General features: G+C 73.0%; 17 protein-coding genes and 1 tRNA gene. 8 read left to right on the plus strand and 10 right to left on the minus strand.

Translation table 11 applies throughout. The features are described from left to right. Positions 1-20: 20 nt before the first annotated feature. Positions 21-626 (minus strand): dCTP deaminase, encoded by a 606-nt coding sequence (gene dcd / locus DAI20_RS03260; RefSeq protein WP_108249115.1) that lies wholly within the window; start codon positions 624-626, stop codon positions 21-23. Between the two features lie 43 nt (positions 627-669). On the opposite strand from dcd, the gene DAI20_RS03265 reads away from it, so the two are divergent. Beyond that, positions 670-740: transfer RNA gene (locus DAI20_RS03265), tRNA-Gly, on the plus strand. 346 nt (positions 741-1,086) lie between these two features. Here DAI20_RS03265 and DAI20_RS03270 read toward each other — a convergent pair. The 6 genes from DAI20_RS03270 to DAI20_RS03295 are packed head-to-tail and all read right to left on the minus strand — an operon-like array spanning position 1,087 to position 7,071. Continuing rightward, entirely contained in the window at positions 1,087-1,629 is a 543-nt protein-coding gene (locus tag DAI20_RS03270; RefSeq protein ID WP_159084895.1) for a histidine phosphatase family protein, read from the minus strand. After that, positions 1,626-2,687 (minus strand): ABC transporter ATP-binding protein, encoded by a 1,062-nt coding sequence (locus DAI20_RS03275; RefSeq protein ID WP_108249117.1) that lies wholly within the window; start codon positions 2,685-2,687, stop codon positions 1,626-1,628. The genes DAI20_RS03270 and DAI20_RS03275 overlap by 4 nt, the downstream gene beginning before the upstream one ends. Before the next feature lie 10 nt (positions 2,688-2,697). Continuing rightward, on the minus strand, positions 2,698-4,380 hold the full coding sequence (locus DAI20_RS03280) for an ABC transporter permease (RefSeq protein WP_108249709.1): 1,683 nt from the start codon (positions 4,378-4,380) through the stop codon (positions 2,698-2,700). Positions 4,381-4,388: 8 nt separating this feature from the next. Further along, a complete protein-coding gene (locus DAI20_RS03285; RefSeq protein WP_108249118.1) occupies positions 4,389-5,438 on the minus strand; it encodes an ABC transporter substrate-binding protein in 1,050 nt (349 codons plus the stop codon). A 50-nt stretch (positions 5,439-5,488) separates the two neighbouring features. Further along, a complete protein-coding gene (locus DAI20_RS03290; protein ID WP_108249119.1) occupies positions 5,489-6,310 on the minus strand; it encodes a metallophosphoesterase family protein in 822 nt (273 codons plus the stop codon). Continuing rightward, on the minus strand, positions 6,307-7,071 hold the full coding sequence (locus tag DAI20_RS03295) for a tyrosine-protein phosphatase (protein WP_108249120.1): 765 nt from the start codon (positions 7,069-7,071) through the stop codon (positions 6,307-6,309). The genes DAI20_RS03290 and DAI20_RS03295 overlap by 4 nt, the downstream gene beginning before the upstream one ends. A gap of 396 nt (positions 7,072-7,467) precedes the next feature. On the opposite strand from DAI20_RS03295, the gene DAI20_RS19045 reads away from it, so the two are divergent. Then, positions 7,468-7,602 (plus strand): hypothetical protein, encoded by a 135-nt coding sequence (locus DAI20_RS19045; protein WP_306766453.1) that lies wholly within the window; start codon positions 7,468-7,470, stop codon positions 7,600-7,602. A 210-nt stretch (positions 7,603-7,812) separates the two neighbouring features. Next, the gene (locus DAI20_RS03305) at positions 7,813-8,709 is read left to right on the plus strand and encodes a DUF808 domain-containing protein (RefSeq protein ID WP_108249122.1); all 897 of its coding nucleotides are present in this window, start codon (positions 7,813-7,815) and stop codon (positions 8,707-8,709) included. Positions 8,710-8,786: 77 nt separating this feature from the next. Here the strand turns inward: DAI20_RS03305 and DAI20_RS03310 are convergent, their stop codons facing one another. Genes DAI20_RS03310 through DAI20_RS03320 form a run of 3 tightly spaced genes read right to left on the minus strand, consistent with a single transcriptional unit; the run spans position 8,787 to position 14,903 of the window. After that, complete coding sequence (locus tag DAI20_RS03310; RefSeq protein ID WP_108249123.1) at positions 8,787-9,617, minus strand: MurR/RpiR family transcriptional regulator; 831 nt, start codon at positions 9,615-9,617, stop codon at positions 8,787-8,789. 19 nt (positions 9,618-9,636) lie between these two features. Further along, on the minus strand, positions 9,637-10,953 hold the full coding sequence (locus DAI20_RS03315; protein ID WP_240605842.1) for a M1 family metallopeptidase: 1,317 nt from the start codon (positions 10,951-10,953) through the stop codon (positions 9,637-9,639). Beyond that, positions 10,950-14,903, minus strand: coding sequence for a Pls/PosA family non-ribosomal peptide synthetase (locus DAI20_RS03320; RefSeq protein ID WP_108249125.1), 3,954 nt, complete (start codon positions 14,901-14,903; stop codon positions 10,950-10,952). Before DAI20_RS03320 ends, DAI20_RS03315 begins: the two co-directional genes overlap by 4 nt. A gap of 416 nt (positions 14,904-15,319) precedes the next feature. Between DAI20_RS03320 and DAI20_RS03325 the strand changes: the two genes are divergently transcribed. From DAI20_RS03325 to DAI20_RS18390, 5 genes are all read left to right on the plus strand, one after another. After that, positions 15,320-16,453: an ABC transporter substrate-binding protein gene (locus tag DAI20_RS03325; protein ID WP_108249710.1), complete on the plus strand. Its 1,134-nt coding sequence runs from the start codon at positions 15,320-15,322 to the stop codon at positions 16,451-16,453. Between the two features lie 74 nt (positions 16,454-16,527). Next, positions 16,528-17,373 (plus strand): ABC transporter permease, encoded by an 846-nt coding sequence (locus DAI20_RS03330; RefSeq protein ID WP_108249711.1) that lies wholly within the window; start codon positions 16,528-16,530, stop codon positions 17,371-17,373. Next, entirely contained in the window at positions 17,370-18,242 is an 873-nt protein-coding gene (locus DAI20_RS03335; protein WP_108249126.1) for an ABC transporter permease, read from the plus strand. Before DAI20_RS03330 ends, DAI20_RS03335 begins: the two co-directional genes overlap by 4 nt. Further along, a complete protein-coding gene (locus DAI20_RS03340; RefSeq protein WP_108249127.1) occupies positions 18,239-19,324 on the plus strand; it encodes an ABC transporter ATP-binding protein in 1,086 nt (361 codons plus the stop codon). Before DAI20_RS03335 ends, DAI20_RS03340 begins: the two co-directional genes overlap by 4 nt. A gap of 332 nt (positions 19,325-19,656) precedes the next feature. Further along, entirely contained in the window at positions 19,657-19,926 is a 270-nt protein-coding gene (locus DAI20_RS18390) for a hypothetical protein (RefSeq protein ID WP_159084896.1), read from the plus strand. Positions 19,927-19,966: the final 40 nt, after the last annotated feature.

Genomic DNA, 19,966 nt, shown 5'->3' on the forward strand with positions numbered 1-19,966 from the left:
CGCGAGGGCGGCGGGTGGAGCTACTCGGCGGGGCGGCCCGCATCCGTAACGGACACGTCGGTGTGCCGGAAGTTGAGGTACGAGCGCGAGGCCGTCGGGCCGCGCTGACCCTGGTAGCGGGAGGCGTACTCGCCGGACCCGTAGGGCCGCTCGGCGGGCGAGCTCAGCCGGAAAAAGCAGAGCTGACCGATCTTCATGCCCGGCCACAGCTTGATGGGCAGCGTCGCCACGTTGGACAGCTCCAGGGTGACGTGCCCGGAGAAGCCGGGGTCGATGAAGCCCGCGGTCGAGTGCGTCAGCAGGCCGAGACGGCCGAGCGAGCTCTTGCCCTCGAGGCGCGCGGCGACGTCGTCGGGCAGGGTCACGAGCTCGAACGTCGAGCCGAGCACGAACTCCCCCGGGTGAAGGATGAGCGGCTCATCCGGCGCCGACTCCACGAGCCGCGTGAGCTCGGGCTGGTTCTCGGCCGGGTCGATGTAGGGGTACTTGTGGTTGTCGAACAGCCGGAAGAAGCGGTCGAGCCGCACGTCGATGCTCGACGGCTGGAGCATCCCCGGGTCGTAGGGATCCAGCGCGATGCGCCCGGCGTCGAACTCGGCCTTGATGTCCCTGTCACTCAGCAGCACTGGTATAGCCTAGTTGTCGTGCCACACACGCCCCGTGGCGCGTGCGAGTGTAGTTCAATGGCAGAACTTCAGCTTCCCAAGCTGATAGCGCGGGTTCGATTCCCGTCACTCGCTCTGTAGTAGTCCCGCTCCTCGTCGGCGTTGCCCGAGCCTCCCTCCGGTCCCGTGCCTCTGCCCGGGCAGGAGCACCGTTTCCCCGCTGCTCCGCGCACCCCTGCCCAGGCAGGGGGTCTCTGCCCAGCTTTTACCTGGGCAGGATTCCTCTGCCTGGGCAGGGACAGGAGAGCGGGCGAGCCAGGATGGGTCTGCCCAGGCACGGGCGCTGTGCCCAGCCTTTACCTGCGCAGGATGCCTCTGCCTGGGCAGGGGGTAGGTGGGCAAAACGGGCGGGCGGGAGCTGCCCTCGGCATCCCGGGGCGCTCCCGCACCGCACCCGCACCCGCACCCGCCCGCCCCGCGCTCAGCGGGGGATGAGGCGGAACGCGCAGGTGCCGCGCTCGTCGCACTCCACCAGGACGATGTCGCCGTTCAGGATGCGTGGGAAGGGTGACCCCGTGATGGCCTCAATACCCGCCCGCAGGAACGCCCCGTGCCCGACGACGATGGTCGGCTCCGGGAGCGCGGCGAGCCGGCGCAGGGCGAGCCCGCTCCGCTCGGCCAGGCAGGCGGCCGACTCCGCCCCGGGGTAGCGGCCGTCCGGCCAGCGCTCGAACGCCTCGGCGACCGTGACCCCCTCCGCGACGCCGTAGTCGCGCTCGAGCAGGCAGGCGTCGGCAACCGGGGCGGGCGTGCCGAGCTCCGCGGCGATCAGGGCCGCGGTCTCCTGGGCGCGCACCAGGGGCGAGCACACGACGGACGTCCACGGGCGGGACGCGAGGGTCAGCGCCGCGGCCCGGGCCTGCCGGCGGCCGATGTCATCGAGCGGTCGGTCGGTGCGCCCCTGCAGGCGGCGCTCCAGGTTCCACGACGTGCGCCCGTGCCGCACAAGGGCGAGCGCGGTCACCGGGCGGCGGCGTAGGCGACGGCACGGCGTACGGCCACGTCGACGCGTGCGCCGACCGCGGGACGCTGGGTGCGGCTGTGGCAGCGCACGGTCATCCCGGCCCAGTCGAGCAACACGTCGTTGCCGTCCCGACCGAACAGCGAGGACACGACGGTCGCGGTGGCGGCGGACCCGGACTCCGCCCGCGTCGGCTCGATCTCCACGTCGCCGGGCAGGATCGCGATCTCACAGGCGCCGTGCTCCCGCGCGCCCTGTAGCCCCGACGCGGGGAGGCGGAGGGGATGACCGTCGGCCGCAAAGCCGGACGCGTCGCGCGAGCCGATCACCCGGGTCGCGTCGGACACGAAGCGGGCGACGAGGGCGGTCGCGGGACGCTCGACGAGCTCGGCCGGGGTCGCGACCTGCTGGATGCGCCCGCCGTCGAGCACCACGACCCGGTCGGCGAGTGCGAGGGCCTCGTCACGGTCGTGTGTGACGTGCAGCACCGTGAGGCCCATGCGGCGGGTCAGCGCCTGCAGCTCGATGCGGAGCCGATCGCGCAGGGGCTCGTCGAGCGCCGACAGCGCCTCGTCGAGCAGCAGGACGCGCGGCTCGCCGACGATGGCCCGGGCGAGGGCAACGCGCTGCCGCTGCCCGCCGGAGAGGGTGGCAGGATCGCGCCTGGCGTAGCCGTCGAGGCCCACGAGGTCGAGCACCTCGGCCACCCGCGCAGCTCGCTGTGCGCGCGGCATCCCGGCGCGACGGAGGGGGTACTCGACGTTCCGGCCCACGTTCCAGTGCGGCCACACGGCGTGCTGCTGGAAGACCATGCCGAGGCCGCGGGACTCGGGCGGCACGACCGTCTTGCCATCAGCCACCACGTCGGGGCCGATCCGCACGACCCCCGCCGTCGGCGCGAGGAAGCCCGCGACCGTGCGGAGGAGCGTCGTCTTCCCCGATCCGGAGGGACCGAGCAGCGCGACGAACTCGCCGTCGCCGACCCGGAGGTCGATGTCGGCGAGGCCCATCGCGCCCGAGGGGTAGCGCAGGCTGACGGAGTCGAGGGAGACGGATGCCACGGGCGGCCTTTCAGCGGGAGGATCGCGCGGCCAGGCCGAGGCCGGCCAGCCCGATCAGGGTGATGAGGAGCGAGAGCGCGGAGGCGGCGTTGTACGCGCCGGCCTGCTGCAGGTTGAAGATCGTCACGCCGAGCGTCTGCGCCCCGGGCGACAGCAGCAGCACCGAGAGCGTGAGCTCGCGGACCGCGGTGAGGGCGACGAGCACCGTGCCGGACAGGGCCGCCGGAACGGCCATCCGGAACGACACGTCGAGGAGGGCGCGGAACCGGCTGGCGCCGGACGCGCGGGCCGCCTCCTCCACGGTGAGCGGCGTCGCGGCGAGCGGGGCGGCGACGGCCTGCACCACGAGCGCCACGAAGGACGTGATGTAGGCGCACAGGATGAGCCACGGAGTGTTGAACAGCCCGATGCGGGGGGCGAGCACGAGCCACGCGACCGCGATGACGAGCCCGGGCACGGCCTGCGGCAGGATCGCGACGGCGCGCAGCAGGCCGTTGTCGCGTGCGCGGGTCCGGGTGACGAGCGTCCCGATCCCGAGGCCGAGGACGCCGCAGACGAGCCCCGCGAGCACGGCGAGCAGCACGGATGTCGTCGCCCCGGTCGCGGTGCCCTTGGCGGTGACGGCACGCACGACGTTGTCGAGCGTGAGGTTCTCGATCGCGAGCGGCACGCCCGGGGCGGGCAGCAGCGACTGGCTCAGCAGGGCGAGGAGCGGGAGCAGGGTCAGCGTGAGCACGAACGCCCAGGCGAGCACGGCCACGAGAAGGCGGCTGCGCCCGAGAGGCAGGCGTTGCGGCGTCGACGCCGACGAGTCCAGCTCCCACCGCCTGCGGGAGGCGAGGAGGTCGAGCACGAGGGCGCCCAACGCGATCACGAGCAGCACCGCGCCGATCGTCGCGACGACCTCGAGCGGCCGGTCCACCGTGCCCGACTGGATGTAGCGGTAGACGAGGGTCGAGAGGGTGACGTACCGCTCGGGGAGGCCGACGATCGACGGGATGCCGAAGTCGGCCAGGTTCGAGACCGCGATGAGGGTGAACGACGAGACGAGCGCGGGGCGCAGGAGCGGGACGGTCACGGTGCCGAGGGCCCGCACGGCCGACGCGCCGCCGATGCGCGCCGCGTGCTCCAGGTCGGCGGGCACCCGGCGCAGGGCGGCCGAGACCACGAGCATCGCGATGGGGTAGCTGTGCACGACCAGCAGGAAGACCACGCCGTGGCCGCCGTAGATGGTGCCGAGCGGGGCGCCGAACAGGTCGCGCCACCACAGATTGACCGGGCTGGTGGGTCCGGCGATGCCGATCCAGGCGATCGCTCCGACGAACGGCGGTACGAGCAGAGGGCTGAGCGCGAACAGCCGCAGGACGCGTCGGCCGGGCAGATCGGTGCGGTCGAGGAGCACGGCGAGACCCCCGCCGACGATGACCGCGCCGGCCGCGGACAGGGTCGCCGAGACGAGGCTGTTGATCGCGGCCTCGACCACGTCCCCCTGCAGGATCGTGGCGAGGTGATTGCCGCCGGCGGCCAGGACCAGGATCGTGCCGAGCGGCACGAGCACGAGCGCGAGGCACGCGGCCCACAGCAGCGCGCGGGTCAGCGAGACGCCGTCGATGCGGACGCGCGGCGCGCGGACGGGGCGTGCACCCTCACGGGCACGGCCGCGAACGGCCGCACCCGTGAGAACGCGCTGCATCGTGCTCACTACTGGAACAGGGAGTTGAACGTCGCGACGGCGTCGTCCTGCGTGCTGCGAATCTTCTCGAGGTCCGGCGAGAGCACGGTGATCTCGTCCATGGCCGGGGCTCCCTCGGGGGTGCCGACGTCGGAGCGCACGGGCAGGTACGACTGCTCGACGGCGAGCTCCTGGCCCGCCTTGCCGACCAGGAAGTCGACGAACGCCTGCGACGCCTCGGGCTCCTCGGTGTCGGCAAAAATGCCGGCAGGCTGGGACACGTAGGGCACGCCCTCGCTCGGGTAGGACACCGCGATGGGCGAGCCCTGCGCGGCGAGCTCGCGAACGAGGTAGTCCACGACGATGCCGACCGGCTGGGTGCCGGATGCGACGGCCTGCGACACGGGACCGTTGCTGTCCGCGATAACCGGCTCGTTCGCCGCGAGGTCGGTCAGCCAGCTCTCGCCGAGGGCGGGCTCGGCCAGCCACACGGCCGAGTTGTACGCGGCGGCGCCGGACACGTCGGGGTTCGGCATGACGATCTTGCCCGCGTACTCGGCGTCCGTGAGGTCCGCCCACGAGGTCGGCGCCTTCTCGATCGCCGCCGTGTTGTAGGCGATGACGGTCGGGATGATGCGGGTGCCTGTGTAGAAGCCCTCGGGATCGACGACGTCCGGGTTCAGCGCGTCGGCGTCCTTCGGCGTGTACGCCAGGAGGAGCTCCTCGGCGGCGTAGTCCTCAAAGGTCCCGGCGTCGGCGGCGAGCAGCACGTCCGCCTGCACGGCGCCGGCGGTGCGCTCGGACTCGATGCGCGCGGTCAGGTCGCCCGTGCCGGCCCGGAACACCTCGACGGTGATCTCGGGGTGCTCCTCGGTGAAGGCCGCGACGAGGGCGTCGGCCTTCTCCTGCGGCTCGGAGGTGTAGAGCGTGATGGTCGCGGGCTCCGCCGCCGCGTCGGCCTCGGTGCTCGTGGCCGTGCTGGACTCGGGCGCGGAGTTCGCGGCGCCGCTGCAGCCGGCGAGGAGGACGGTGGAGAGGGCGAACGCCGAGAGGGCGGTCGTTCTGGCGAGGCGGGGCATGGTGTCCTTTTGTGTTGTTTCGGTGGAACGAGGAACGGGGGAAGGAGAGGTCAGGCGGGCCGTGCGGCCGGGATGTCGCGCGCCGACGCCGCGGCGCGGGAGGAGAACAGGGGCTCGGGCGTGCGCATGCTCACCGACGTCACGCTCACGGCGTGAGGCGTGAGGTGGACGAGCGAGAACATCGCGGAGTCGTGTCCGCTCACGAACTCGGGTCCGGCGTTCATCACCTGGTGGTAGGCGAGCGACGGCCCGACGGAGACGAACACGTCGCGCACCGTCGCCGCGAGCGGGTGGTGGAAGTGGCCGGAGAGCACCAGGCGCACGTCCGTGCCCTCGAGCGCGTCGAGAAGGGCATCGGCGTTCTGCAGCCCCTGCTTCGCGAGGGCGGGCAGCGGGGAGCCGAGCGGCGCGTGGTGCAGCGCGACGACGGTTCCGCCGGGGTGCGGGGCGGCGAGCGCGTTCCGCAGCCAGCGCAACTGGTCCGCCGCGAGGAAGCGGCCGCTTGAGTCGAGCAGGATCACGCGCACGGGTCCGAGGTCGACGGCGCGGTGATGCCCGAGCGCGTGCCCGGGCAGCACACGCGCGGCTTCCGGCTCGTCGTGGTTGCCGAGCGTCGTGAGCACCGGGGCGCCGACGCGGTCGGCGAGCCGATCCAGGGCGCGGCCGAGCGCCGGGTAGGCGGAGGAGTGGCCGCGCTGGATGAGGTCCCCCGTGACGACGACGGCCTCCGGCGTGATGCCGGCCTCGACGAGGTAGGAGCCCACGAGTTCGAGCCGCTCGATGCCGTCGATCGCCCCGTAGAGCAGTTCGCCGCTCGTCGCGTGCACGTCGCTGACATGCACGATGGTGGTGCGCCCATCGGTCCGGGTCACGCGGCGTCCTCCTCGGCGTCGGCGCCGGACGCGACGGCGGCGCGGTCCCGGATGCGCGCGAACTGCTCCGGCGACATCCCGTGACGCAGGAGGTAGGCGTGCGGCCCGCCGAGCTCGTCGATCAGGTTCAGGGCGTGCCGCATCGCCTCAGCCGGGCTCTCCAGGTGGAGGCGCAGGGCGGACTCCAGGGCGGCACCGGTGACGCCGGAGTCGCGGAGGAGCGCCTCGACGTAGGGGCGCCGTGCGGCGTCGATGACCGCGCCGGAGAGCGCGTAGTCGGCGAGGATCTCCTCGCGGGGCATGCCGCCGAGCAACAGCGCGAGCGCGACGACGAGGCCGGTGCGGTCCTTGCCGACGGCGCAGTGGACCAGCACGGCACCCTCCGCGTCGGCGATGGCCCCCACGGCTGTCGCGATGGCGGATCCGCGCTCGCGCACGAGCGTCGAGTACACGTCCTCGATGTCGCCGGTGACGGGAGGGCCGCTCGCGGTCGCGTACAGCGGCACGTGCAGGACCTCGAAGCCGCCCGAGGTGGGCGAACCGCCCGAGGCGCCCGGCCGGTCCGGGCCCGCGGAGGCGGCCGCGGGGCTGCGCCGCTCGGTCGGGTCCCGCAGGTCGAGCACGAGGGTCACCCCGAGCTCGGCGAGGCGCTCACGCCCGGCCGGCGTCAGCCCGTCCAGCGAGCCGGAGCGGACCAGCCACACGGAGACGTCGCCGAAGGATCGCGCGTTGAGCACGCCGTCGATCTCGATGTCCGTCATTGTCGTCCTGCCTCCGCCGCGTCTCGTTCCAGCCGTTCCGTTCGATCCGGAACCTCGTTACGAAGCAGCGTGTGCGGGCGGGGTGAACGAACGGTTACGGCGAAGGAGCCGAGGCGGGAACGTTCGGAGCGGTCAATCTCAGTAACGCGGTCCGGGCCGGTCAGGGACAGCTCTGCCCTGGTTGGGCGGAGGATGCGGCTCGTCCCCGAGAGCGCACGAGCCTCGAAGGCCGATGCCCCCGAACGCACTCGACCGAAGAACTCGGCCTCAGGACGTGGCCACCAACGTTCGCGTCCCCATAGTGTGGAAATCATGTGGGAAGCAATCGGCTTCGTCTTCTTCGGCCTCGGTGCCGCTGCCGCAGCTGCCACCTCGTGGGCCTTCACTGCTGCTGGGGTGAGGAAGAACAGATACGGCATCGAGGGCGAGAACCTCCGGGCTCAGCCGAACAGGGTCGCCCTGACCGGCATGCTGTCCGCCGTGTTCCTCTTTCTCATCGGCGGCGTCTTCGTCGCGGTAGGTCAGTTGTGAATTACTGACCAGTACCTGCCCGGCAGCCGACGCCCATCGGACGCAGGACAAGCCTCTCCTGAGCATCGAATCGTGGACGACGATGAGCGCGAGGCCGGTGCGGGTGTCCGCTCCGCAGGCGGGATCCCGGGCAGCGGCGGGCGAACACGTTACCCTTGGCGGCACCCGCCACCGTCTCCGACGGTCGAATCACCCCTCTGAGGAGAACCCATGTCGGTCGGCCTGCTCGCCGTTGTAGATGACATACTCACCGCCGCGCTCAAGGCGAGCGCGAAGACCGCAGGGGTGGTCATCGACGACGCGGCCGTGACCCCGCAGTACGTGCAGGGACTGACCCCGGCCCGTGAGCTCCCGGTCGTGTTCCGGATCGCCCGCGGGAGCCTGATCAACAAGTTCTTCATCATCATCCCCCTCGCGCTCCTCCTCACGGCGTTCGCGCCCTGGGTGCTGCCGTACCTGCTGATCCTGGGCGGCGGCTTCCTCTGCTTCGAGGGCGCCGAGAAGGTGCTCGAGTGGTTCGGCTTCCACCATCACGCCGCGGACGACAGCGAGGTGCGGGACGAGAAGAAGCTGGTCTCGGGCGCCGTCCGCACCGACCTGATCCTCTCCACCGAGATCATGCTCATCGCGCTGTCCAGCCTCGACCCGAACCTCGGCATCTGGATGACGCTCGCCGCCCTGGCCGTCATCGGGCTCGGCATGACGGCGCTCGTGTACGGCGCGGTCGCGCTGCTGGTCAAGATCGACGACATCGGGTTGCACTACATGAGCCGCGAGTCGCCGAGGGCGCGCGCCATCGGCTCGGGCATCGTGAAGTCGATGCCCGCCGTGTTCCGGGTGATCAGCATCGTCGGAACGGTCGCCATGCTCTGGGTCGGCGGACACCTCGTGATCGCCAACCTCGCCGAGACGTTCTGGCACGGCCCGTACGACCTGCTGCACGTCGTGACGCATGCGGTCGAGGCGGCCGGGCCGGTCATCGTGTGGCTCGCGGACACCGCCGTGTCCGCCGTGTTCGGCCTCGTGCTCGGCCTGATCATCGTCGGCGTCGTGCTCGGAGCCGGCCGCGTCCTCAAGCGGAACGAGCCGGCGCACGCCTCGCACTGACGCCTCGCACTGACGGCAGCGCGAGCCTCGCACCGACGCCAGGTCGACCGCGTGACTGACGCCGCTTGTTCGACGCGTCAGGCCTCCTCGGCGAGCGCATCCGCGACGACGTGCCTCATGTCCGTGACGGACGACCCCATGGCCTGGGCGAGCAGCGAGTGCACCGCCTGCAGGACGACGGAGTGGTTGAGCCGGCTGAGGAACGGGTCGACGCCGTGCGCTCCCCCGGCGGGCGGCGCGACGATGACGACGTCGGCGAGCCTCGCGAGCGGCGAGCGCGCGAAGCTCGTGATCACGACGACCCGGGCCCCGCGCGCCGCCGCGGCCCGGCACGCCGCGAGGGAGTGCGTGTTTGCGCCGGAGTAGCTGACGGCGAGGCAGACGTCGTCGGCGCCGAGGGAGTGGGCGACGAACTGCTGCGCGAGCACGTCCGTCGGCGCCTCGACCGAGCGGCCGAGCGTGCTGAACCGGAGGGCGGCGTCCTGGAGCGGCGGGGACGAGAAGCCGCTGCCCACGAGGACGAGCCGGTCGGCGTCGGCGAGCACGGCCACGGCGCGGGCGACGGCCGCGGGGTCGATGCTCTCCCGGCCGAGTCGGAGGGCGTCGATCGCGTCGTCGAAGACCGCGCCGACCGGGTCGCCCTCGCGATCATCCGGAAGCGCGGGCACCGAGCGCGCGAGCTCGAGGCGAAGGTGCTGGAAGCCCCGGAAGCCGAGGTTCTGGCAGGCCCGCACGACGGTCGCGGCCGATGTGGATGCCGCGGCGGCCAGCTCCGACGTCGACCAGTCGACGACCTCGTCGGGGCGCGCGAGGATGACCTGCGCGACCCTGCTCTCGCTCGGGCCCAGCCGCGCCGCCCCCGCCCGCAGCCGCGCCATCGCGGAGCTCTCCCCCCAGCCGCCGGTCATCGGTCCCCCCTGGCGCTTTTCACCGGGACAGCACCGGGCTTCCCGGCTTCGGCAGGCGGGGCAGGCGGGCCTCGAAGAGCCAGGGCAGGAAGAAGTCCCGATCGAGGCCGGACTCGGCGATGAAGTCGTCCGTGCTGACGGTGCCCTGCCTGTGCCCGGCGGTCCACCGCTGCAGCAGGGCGAAGAACGCGGCGTTGCCGAGGGTGAGCCGCACCGCGTGCACGGTCAGGGCGCCGCGCTTGTAGACCCGGTCGTCGAACATCGACGCCGCACCGGGGTCGCCGATCGCCAGGTCCTGGCCGAGGCGGGCGAGCCGGCTCCAGTGGCCGTGCGCGATGGCGTCCGCCGAGGGCCCGCCCCTGTGCTCCGACCACAGCCACTCCGCGTAGCAGGCGAGCCCCTCGTTCAGCCAGATGTGCCGCCACTGGCCCACCCCGACGCTGTTGCCGAACCACTGGTGTGCGAGCTCGTGGGCGACGAGCCGCTCCGCGGCGCCCGTGCCATCGGCGTGATTGGCTCCGAAGACGGCCATCGCCTGGGCCTCGATGGGGATCTCGAGCTCGTCCTCGGTCACGACCACGTGGTAGGTCTCGAACGGGTACGGGCCGAACACGCTCTCGAAGAAGGCGAGCATGCCCGGCACGGGCGCGAAGTCCTGCCGGACCCTCGCCTCGATCGACGCCGGGAAGGTGAGGAACGCGGCCGTCTCGCCGGCCGGCACGCTCTGGGTGCGGTAGCGGCCGATCTGCACGGTCGCGAGGTACGGCGCCGTGGGCGCCGGCTGCTCGTAGACCCAGGACCGCCGGCCGGACTGCTCGGTGCGCGAGACCAGCCTGCCGCTGCAGACGACGGTGTACGGGGCCTCGGCGGCGACCCGGATGCGGTACGCGGCCCGGTCGTCCGGCCGGTCGTTGCAGGGGAACCAGGTGGCGGATCCGGACGGCTGCGAGGCCACGAGCACGCCGTCGCTCAGCTCCTCCCAGCCCACCTCGCCCCAGTGCGTGCGCCGCGGCGCCGGCTGGCCGGCGTACTCGACGACGACCGTGAACCGGGCGCCCTCGGGAATGGGCTCGGGCGGGGTGACGGCGAGCGTGACCCCGCGCTGCGCGTGCCGCGTGTCCTTCCGGCCGTTCACGCGCACCGAGCTCGCGCGGAGCCCGGCGAGGGAGAGGTCGATGCGGCGCAGCGGCTCCCGCGCGACGGCGGTGATCGTCGCCGTGCCGCGCAGCCGGTTGCGGGCCACGCGGTAGTCGAGGTCGAGGTCGTAGTGCTCGACGCGGTAGGCGTCGGTCCCGACCTCGGGGGTGTAGGGGTCTCCTCGTTCCGCGTCCGTCACGGCCGGCCCGCGGCTTCCAGATCCTCCGTGGCGTAGGCACCGACGGTGACCTGACGCCATGGTCCGATCGGGTTCCCGCTCCACCGGCTGGCCTCGGGCACGAGCTCCCCGCGCATGACGAGCGACGCCGGGCCGACCGTGCCCTGCGCGGCGATGCGGGCGGCGGGCAGGATGACGCTGTGCGGACCGAGGGTGGCTCCGGCGTCGAGCGTTACGGTGTCCATGCTCATGATTCGATCATGGAACAGGTGGGTCTGGACGACGCAGCCCCGGTTCACGGTCGACGCGTCCCCCAGGGTGACGAGGTCCGCCTCGGGCAGCCAGTGGCTCTCGCACCAGACGCCGCGCCCGATCCGGGCGCCGAGGCTGCGCAGCCACCAGGCCAGCGCGGGCGTGCCGCCGGCGTACTGCGCGAACCAGGGGGCGGCGACCATCTCGGTGAAGACGTCCGAGACCTCGCTGCGCCAGATGAAGCTCGACCAGAGCGGATGCTCGCCCGCCCGCACGCGGCCGATGAGGATCCACTTCGCCGCCGTCGAGATCCCGGCGGCGACCGCCCCCGCGGCGAGCAGCACGACCCCGCTGAGGAGGACGGCGGCGCCCAGGCCCCAGGCGACCGTGATGGCCGCGAGCGAGCAGAGCACGGCGAGCCCGACGGCGCACGTGACCACGACCGGCACGAAACGGCCGAGCTCCCACAGGGCACGGGCGACGCGGAGCCGGGTGGGCGGAGCGAAGGTCCTGCTGAGGTCCCCCTCGTTCGCCGTCCGGCGCAGCCGGACCGGGGGCGAGCCGAGCCAGGACGAGCCTGCCTTCGCCTTCCGCGGCGCGGCCGACAGCACCGCGACCAGCCCGTCCTTCGGCACGCGGTGGCCGGGGCCGGCCATGCCGGAGTTGCCGAGGAACGCGCGGGCGCCGATCTCTGCGCGGGCGACTCGCATCCACCCGCCGCCGAGCTCGTAGGACGCGACGAGGGTGTCGTCCGCGAGGAACGCGCCGTCCTTCACGGTCGTCATCGCGGGGATGAGGAGCACGGTCGACGCCTCGACGTCACGGCCGATGGTCGCGCCGAGCCAGCGCAGCCAGACCGGGGTGAAGAGCCCCGAGTAGAGCGGGAAGAGCGCCGACCGCGCCAGGTCGAGCAGCCGCTCGGTGGTCCAGAGCTGCCAGCCGACCCTGCTGCGCACGGGGTGAGTGCCCTCCGTGACGCCGAGGCCGAGGAGCCGCACGATCACGACGACGAGGCCGGCGAGCACGACGCCGGCCACGAGCACCCCGGGCACGAGGCCGGCCAGGGAGCGCCACCAGAACTCGGCGAGGTCGGCCGAGCCCCGAGCCGCCGCGACCGCGACCGCGGCGCCGGAAGCCAGGGCGACGATGGGCAGGAGGGCGACCAGCACGGAGGACGCCGCGTACGCGTAGAGCCAGCGGGTGCGGCGGGGCGGCCGCGCCGTCGGCCACCACTCCCGGGCGCGGCCCTCACGGATGGCGGGGGAACCGGCCCAGCGCTGCCCGGCGGGAACCCGGCCGAACACCGCTGACCCGGGCGCGATCTCGGCGTTCTTGCCGATGCGGGTGCCGGGCAGGAGCGTGCTGCGGGCGCCGACGGTCGAGCCCGCGCCGATGCGGATCGCGCCGACCCGCACCGTGTCACCGTCGATCCAGTAGCCGGACAGGTCGACCTCCGGCTCCACCGCGGCGCCGCGCCCGATCCGGAGCATGCCGGTGACGGGCGGCAGGGTGTGCAGGTCCACGTCCTCCGCGATCTGGGCGCCGAGAGCGCGAGCGTAGTAGGTGATCCAGGGGGCGCCGGCCAGCCCGACGGCACCGACCTGCTGCCCGACCTGCTCGGCGAGCCAGAGGCGGAGGTGCCACGACCCGCCGCGCGGGTGGTTGCCGGGACGCAGGCCCGCGAGGAGGAGACGTGCCGCCACCACGGCGATGAGCATCCGGCCGAACGGGGTGGCGAACAGCACGAGCCCGACGCCGAGCAGCCACGGCGACACCGTGGGCAGGGCGTCGAACCCGCCGACCCCCGCGAGGATGCTCGAGGCGGTGAAGAGGTAGACCAGCCAGCGCAGGCCCTGGAGGATGAAGAGCGGGATGCCGAGCAGGGTCAGCGCCCACTGCGTCCTCAGCGGGGTCCGCCGGGCGGCAGGGCGGGCCGCCGTGACGGGACCGTCCGGAACCCTCGCCGCGAGCGCGTCCGCCATGGCGCCGAGCCGCGGGTGCGTGTAGACGTCGGCGAAGGTGAAGTTCGGGTCGATGGTGCGGATGCGGGCCACCAGCTGGGCCGCGGAGAGCGATCCGCCGCCCAGGTCGAAGAAGTTCGCGTCCTCGTCGTCGACGGTGATGCCGAGCACGGCCGTCCACATGTCGGCCATGCGCTGCAGCTCGGGCGGCAGCCCCCCGGCCTTGGCCTCGAGGCCGGGCAACGGCCAGGGCAGCGCGGCCCGGTCCACCTTGCCCGAGGTGCGGGTGGGCAGCTCGGCCACCGGGGCGAGCAGGGGCACGAGGGCGGCGGGCAGCTCGCTTCGCAGCCGGGCCACGGCGTCGTCTCGGTCCCAGGTCGCCGGGTCGGCGGGCACGAGGTAGCCGACGAGGATCTGATTGCCCGCGCCGGTCGTGCGCACCGTCGCCGCGGAGCCGGAGACGCCGGGCAGCGACTGGAGCGCGGCCTCGATCTCGCCGAGCTCGATGCGCCGCCCGCCGACCTTCACCTGGTCGTCCGCGCGGCCCTGGAAGAGCAGCCCGGCGCTCTCGTACCGCACGAGGTCGCCGCTGCGGTACGCGCGGTCCCAGCCGAGGCTCGGGAACGCCGCGTACTTCTCCGCGTCCTTCGCGGGGTCGAGGTACCGCGCGAGACCGACCCCGCCGATGATGAGCTCGCCCACCTCGCCCTCGCCGACCCGTCGGCCCTCCGCATCGACCACCGCGAGCATCCAGCCGTCGAGGGGCAGGCCGATGCGCACGGGCCCGCCACCGCCGAGCGTCGCCGCGCACGCGACCACGGTCGCCTCGGTCGGCCCGTACGTGTTCCAGACCTCGCGCCCGTCCGTCGCGAGCCGGTCGCCCAGCTCGGGCGGGACCGCCTCGCCGCCGAAGATCAGCATCCGCACGTTCTCGAGGGACTCCGCGGGCCACAGGGAGGCGAGCGTCGGCACGGTGGAGACGATGGTGATGCCGCGGGTCGTCAGCCAGGGACCGAGGTCCATGCCGCTGCGGACGAGGCTGCGCGGCGCCGGCACGAGGCAGGCCCCGTGGCGCCAGGCCAACCACATCTCCTCGCACGACGCGTCGAAGGCCACCGACAGCCCGGCGAGCACGCGGTCGCCGGGACCGATGGGCTCGTGCTGCAGGAAGAGGCCCGCCTCGGCGTCCACGAACGCGGCGGCGGAGCGGTGCGAGACGGCGACGCCCTTCGGCGTCCCGGTGGACCCCGAGGTGAAGATGATCCAGGCGTCGTCCCCGGGCAGCGGCGCGGCGGCGAGCGGCGCGGACGCCCCGGACGGGTGCGGCGCCGCGGCGGAGAAGAGATGCGTCGAGGATCCGCCTCCGTCGGCCGTGTACAGGCCGGAGCCGGTGATGGTGCCCGCGACGCCCGCCTCGCCGAACACCAGGTCGGCGCGCTCGTCCGGGTCGTCGGCGTCCACGGGCACGTACGCCGCCCCCGCGGCGAGGATCGCGAGGATGGCGATGTAGAGCTCGCGCGAGCCGGACGGCATCCGGACCCCCACCCGGTCCCCGCGGTCGATCCCCTCGGCGCGCAGGAGCGACGCCACCCCGATCACGCGGGCGAGGAGCTCGCTGTAGCTGAGCGCACCGGTCGCGTCGTCGATCGCGGACGCCTCCGGGTGCGACTCCGCCGTCGCCCGCAGGATGTCGACGAGCGTTCGGGGGGCCGCGGCGGCCCACGAGCGGTCGAGGACGCCCTGAGGGGAGTCGGTCATGGAACCTCCGAAGCTGACGAACGAGCACTCGTACCCTGGGGCGTCTCGGTGAACGGCGGGTGAATTCCTGAGCGGGCGCGCGGCCGGTGGCGCTGGGTCGCGCGTCGGTCGCGCTCAGTCGCGCTCCGGGTCGCGCCTGCCCAGGCAGAGGGATCCTGCCCAGCTTCTACCTGCGCACGATCCTCCTGCCTGGGCAGAGGTGAGAAGCGGGAGCGCGGGAGCGCCCGCCGCCGCATCCGGCCCGGTGGGTGACGCGGCGAACACCGACCGCTGAACATCCGATGAACCGCGGATTGCGATTGCGTCCGGGGCGTCCGAGCGGGGTTCCGGCCGCCTTCCGCCGCCCTAGTGTCAGAGCCGCCGACCGCCCGACCCGCGCCGTCGGCTGATGAACAAGACCACAGGAGGAACCCGTGATCGCTCTGCGCCCAGCCCTAGGGGCAGCCGCCCTTCTCACCCTGTCCGTGACGCTCGCCGGCTGCTCCTCGTCCGCGGCCACGCCCTCGGCGGATGCGGCCGGATCCGGCGGAGTCGACGCCGCCACCGCGACGAGCGCCGAGGACTTCGGCGGCTTCGACCAGCTGGTGGCCGCCGCGGAGGAGGAGGGCGAGCTCAACGTGATCGCCCTCCCCGAAACCTGGGCGAACTACGGCGAGATCATCTCGGCCTTCGAGGACGAGTACGACATCACGGTGAACTCCGCGGACCCGGACGTCTCCAGCGCCGAGGAGATCGCCGCCGCCGAGAACCTCAAGGGCCAGGACACCGCGCCGGACGTCTTCGACCTCGGCTCCGCCGTCGCCCTGGACAGCCTGGACTACTTCGCGCCGTACAAGGTGCAGACGTGGGACGACATCCCGGCCGACCACAAGGAGGAGTCGGGCAAGTGGGTCTACGACTACACGGGCCTGATGTCCATCGGCTACGACGCTGCGGCCGTGGACGAGCCGACGAGCCTGGACGACCTCCTGGGCGAGGGCTACAAGGGCAAGGTCGCCATCAACGGCGACCCGACGCAGGCGGGTGCCGCCGCCGCGGCCGTCCAGCTCGCGGCGCTGCAGAACGGCGGCTCGGCGGACGACATCGAGCCCGGCATCGACTTCTTCGCCGAGCTGAACGACGCGGGGAACTTCCTGCCGCTCGACCCGACGCCCGCCACCATCGCCTCGGGCGAGACCCCGGTCGTCTTCGACTGGAGCTACAACAACCTTGCCGCGGCGGAAACCGAGGGGCGCGACTGGAAGGTCACCGTGCTTCCCGGCACAGCCCTCGGCAGCTACTACAACCAGGCCATCAACGTCGACGCCCCGCACCCCGCGGCCGCCCGCCTCTGGCAGGAGTTCGTGATGAGCGACACCGTGCAGAACCTCTACCTCGAGGCGGGCGCCTACCCGGTGCGCCTCCAGGCGATGATGGAGGCCGGCACCGTCGACGAGGCCGCGCTCGAGGCCGTGGGCGAGCCCCCGGCCGACCTCGTGCAGTTCTCCACCGAGCAGACTGAGGCCGCGTCCGCGACGCTCGCCGAGTCCTGGGCCCAGGCCATCGGGTGAGTTCGGCAACCCTGATCGACGAGACGGCGCCCGCGACCACCCGGTCCGCGGGCGCCGTCCCCGCGCGCTCGCGAATGCGACTTCCCGCCTGGCTCGGGCTCACCCCGTTCGCCGCCTACGTGCTCGCCTTCCTGGCCGTGCCGTGCCTCCTCGCCCTGAGCAGCGGCTTCTTCGACGCGGACGGAGCGGTCACCCTCGAGAACCTCACGGTGCTCGGTGAGCCGGCCGTGCGGTCCGCCTTCCTCGCGTCATTCGCGGTGTCCGGCGTCACGGCCGTCGTCGGCGCGGTTGTCGGTGCCGCGGTCTGCTGGGGCCTCACCGCACTCCGGCCCGACGGCCCCGTGCGGAGCGTCATCGACTCCGTCAGCAGCGTGCTCGCCCAGTTCGGCGGCGTCATGCTCGCGTTCGCGTTCATCACCACGATCGGCATCCAGGGGCTCTTCACCCGCCTGCTGCTCGACACGTTCGGCATCGACATCTTCGCCGGCGGCGTGTGGCTCTACCAGGTGCCCGGCCTGCTGTTGCCGTACATCTACTTCCAGGTGCCGTTGATGGTCATCACGTTCATGCCCGCGGTCGCTGGCCTGAAGCCGCAGTGGTCGGAGGCGGTCGCCACCCTCGGCGGGACCTGGTGGAACCACCTCGTCTCCGTCGTGGTCCCGGTGCTCGCGCCGTCCTTCCTCGGCTGCCTCCTGCTGCTGTTCGCCAACGCGTTCTCCTCCTACGCGACCGCGGCGGCGCTGATCAGCCAGGGCGCGCAGATCGTCCCGCTGCAGATCCGCGCCGCGCTCGTGAGCGAGACCGTGCTCGGCCGGGCCAACGTGGCGGGCGCCCTCGCGCTCGGCATGGTCGTCGTCATGGCCGTGCTGATGGTGCTCTACTCGGCCCTCCAGCGCCGCACGGAGCGGTGGCAGCGATGAGCGTCGCGCTGCGCAGGCTGCTGCTCGCGGTCGTCGGCCTCGTCTTCCTGCTGCCCATCGTCGCGATGGTGGAGTTCACGCTGCGCAGCCCGTCCGGATCGGGCTACGGCCTCGATCACTGGGCGGCCATCCTGGACCCGGAGCGGGAGCGGAGCTACCGCAACCTCTTCGAGGGCGTCGCCAACTCGCTCACCCTCGCCGTGGTGACCGCCGCCCTCGTGCTGGTCCTCCTCGTGCCGACCATGGTGCTCGTGAGCCTGCGCTACCCGCGGCTGATGCGGGTGCTCGAGTTCGTCTGCATCGTCCCGATCACCGTGCCGGCCATCGTGCTCGTGGTCGGGCTCGCGCCGGTGTACGGCGTCGTCGTGCGCGTCGCGGGCGGCGGCACCTGGACCCTGGCCCTCGCCTACGGGGTCACCGTACTGCCGTTCGCTTTCCGGGCCCTCCAGACCGACCTGTCCGCGAGCAACCTCGCCACCCTCACCGAGGCGGCGCGCACCCTCGGGGCGAGCTGGCCGCGTGTGATGACGACCGTCATCGTTCCGACGCTGCGTCGCGGCATCCTCGCGGCGGCGTTCATCACGGTCGCCGTCGTACTCGGCGAGTACACCATCGCGTCCCTCCTCAACCGGGTGAACCTGCAGACCGCGCTCGTGCAGGTGTCGCGGAGCGATCCCTACGCGGCCGTCATCTTCGCGCTCCTCGCGCTTCTGTTCGCGTTCACCCTCCTCCTGCTGATCGGCCGCGTCGGCACCGCCCGCTCCCGCGGCGTCCTCCCCGCGTCCCCGGGCTCGGTATCCCCGGCCTCCGGGGCCGCGGCGTCCCCGGCCCCCGTGGCCCCGGCCCCCACCTCGAAAGCAGTCCGATGACCTCGTCCCCGCCCCTCGCCCCCGCCTCCCGCGCCGACGCCGCAGCCGCCCGGGGCGCCGGCGCCTCGGTGGAGCTCCGGTCCGTCGTCAAGCAGTACTCGGGGCACACCGCGCTGAACGGCGTCGACCTCACGCTGCGGCCGGGCGAACTGGTCGCGGTCCTCGGCCCGTCTGGATGCGGCAAGACCACGGCGCTCCGGGCGCTCGCGGGGCTGGAGCGGGTGACCGCGGGGAGCATCCTCGTGGACGGGGTCGACGTCGTCGACGTGCCGACCCACCGCAGGGACGTCGGCATGGTCTTCCAGTCGTACTCGCTGTTCCCCCACCTCACGGTGCGCCAGAACGTGGAGTTCGGGCTCCGGATGCGCTCGGTCGACCGACGCGAGCGGGGGGCGCGGGCCCGCGAGGCGCTCGAGCTCGTGGGACTGGCTTCGCTCGGGGAGCGGTACGCCCACCAGCTCTCCGGCGGGCAGCAGCAGCGCGTCGCCCTCGCCCGCGCCCTCGTGACCCAGCCTCGGGTCCTGCTCCTCGACGAGCCGCTCAGTGCGCTCGACGCCAAGGTGCGGGTGCAGTTGCGGGACGAGATCCGGCGCATCCAGCACGAGCTGAGCATCACGACGATGTTCGTCACCCACGACCAGGAGGAGGCGCTGGCCATTGCGGACCGCGTTGCCGTGATGCGGGACGGGCGGATCGAGCAGGTCGGCACGCCCGAGTCGCTCTACTCGGCACCGGAGACGGGGTTCGTCGCGCAGTTCGTTGGCGTGAGCAACCGCATCCCCGGCGAGGCCGCGGGCGGGCGGGCGCGCATTGCCGGAGCCGAGCTCCCGGTCGTCGGGACGCCGGCGGACGGGCCGGTCTGGGTGCTGGTGCGCCCGGAGAATATCGCGCTCGCGGATGTCGGCATCCCGGGCGTCGTCGAGGCGGTGATGTTCCTCGGCCCGGTGTGCCGGAGCACGGTCCGGCTCGCCGACGGCACGGTCGTCGAGGTGCAGCACCGCGTCGAGGAGCGGCGCCCCGTGGTGACGACCGTACACCTGCGGTTCGCGGCCGAGGCCGTCGCAGTCCTCCCCCGCGACTGACGCCCGCTGCTGGGTCGCGCGGCCCCGCCGCTCGGTCCGCTCGGTTCAACCTGCTCGCTCCTGCCCAGGCAGGAGCAACCTGTCCGCTCGGTCCACCCCTGGCCGCTCGGTCCGCCCCTGCCCAGGCAGGAGCATCGTGCCCAGCTTTACCCTGGGCAGGATGCCGGTGCCTGGGCAGGGGCGGGAGTGGGATCAGCACGGGGCGCCGCTGCCTGGGCAGGGGCGGGGGCAGGGGCAGGTAGGAAACCGTGGGAGAGAGCCGGCGCCGGGAGGTCGACGTGCCGTAACCGGCGGTTCACCCGGCGCGGGCGACGAGGGACAAGACTCTCGGCATGTCGATGTCCGAGCCTCTGCTGCCCCATTCCGCCCGCGACGACGAGAGGGTCGCCGCCGCCGAGCCCGGTGGTGAGGGCGCGCCCCTGCCCGGTGCCGACGAGGAGCCGGACGTCCTGCCCGACGCCGAGGAGCATGCCGCGGCCCAGAATGACGCGCCGGACGACGCCACCACAAGTGCGCGCCCGCGGCAGGATCCGCCCTTCCGCACGCCGGTTCGCGGGGACTCTCTGACCCCGGACCGGCGCGCGGCCGAGACCGGAGACTGACCCCGGGCACTCATCCGCGCCTGCTCGTCCGCCTGTTGCC

It is taken from the genome of Planctomonas deserti, assembly GCF_003067705.1.
GTDB lineage: Bacteria > Actinomycetota > Actinomycetes > Actinomycetales > Microbacteriaceae > Planctomonas > Planctomonas deserti.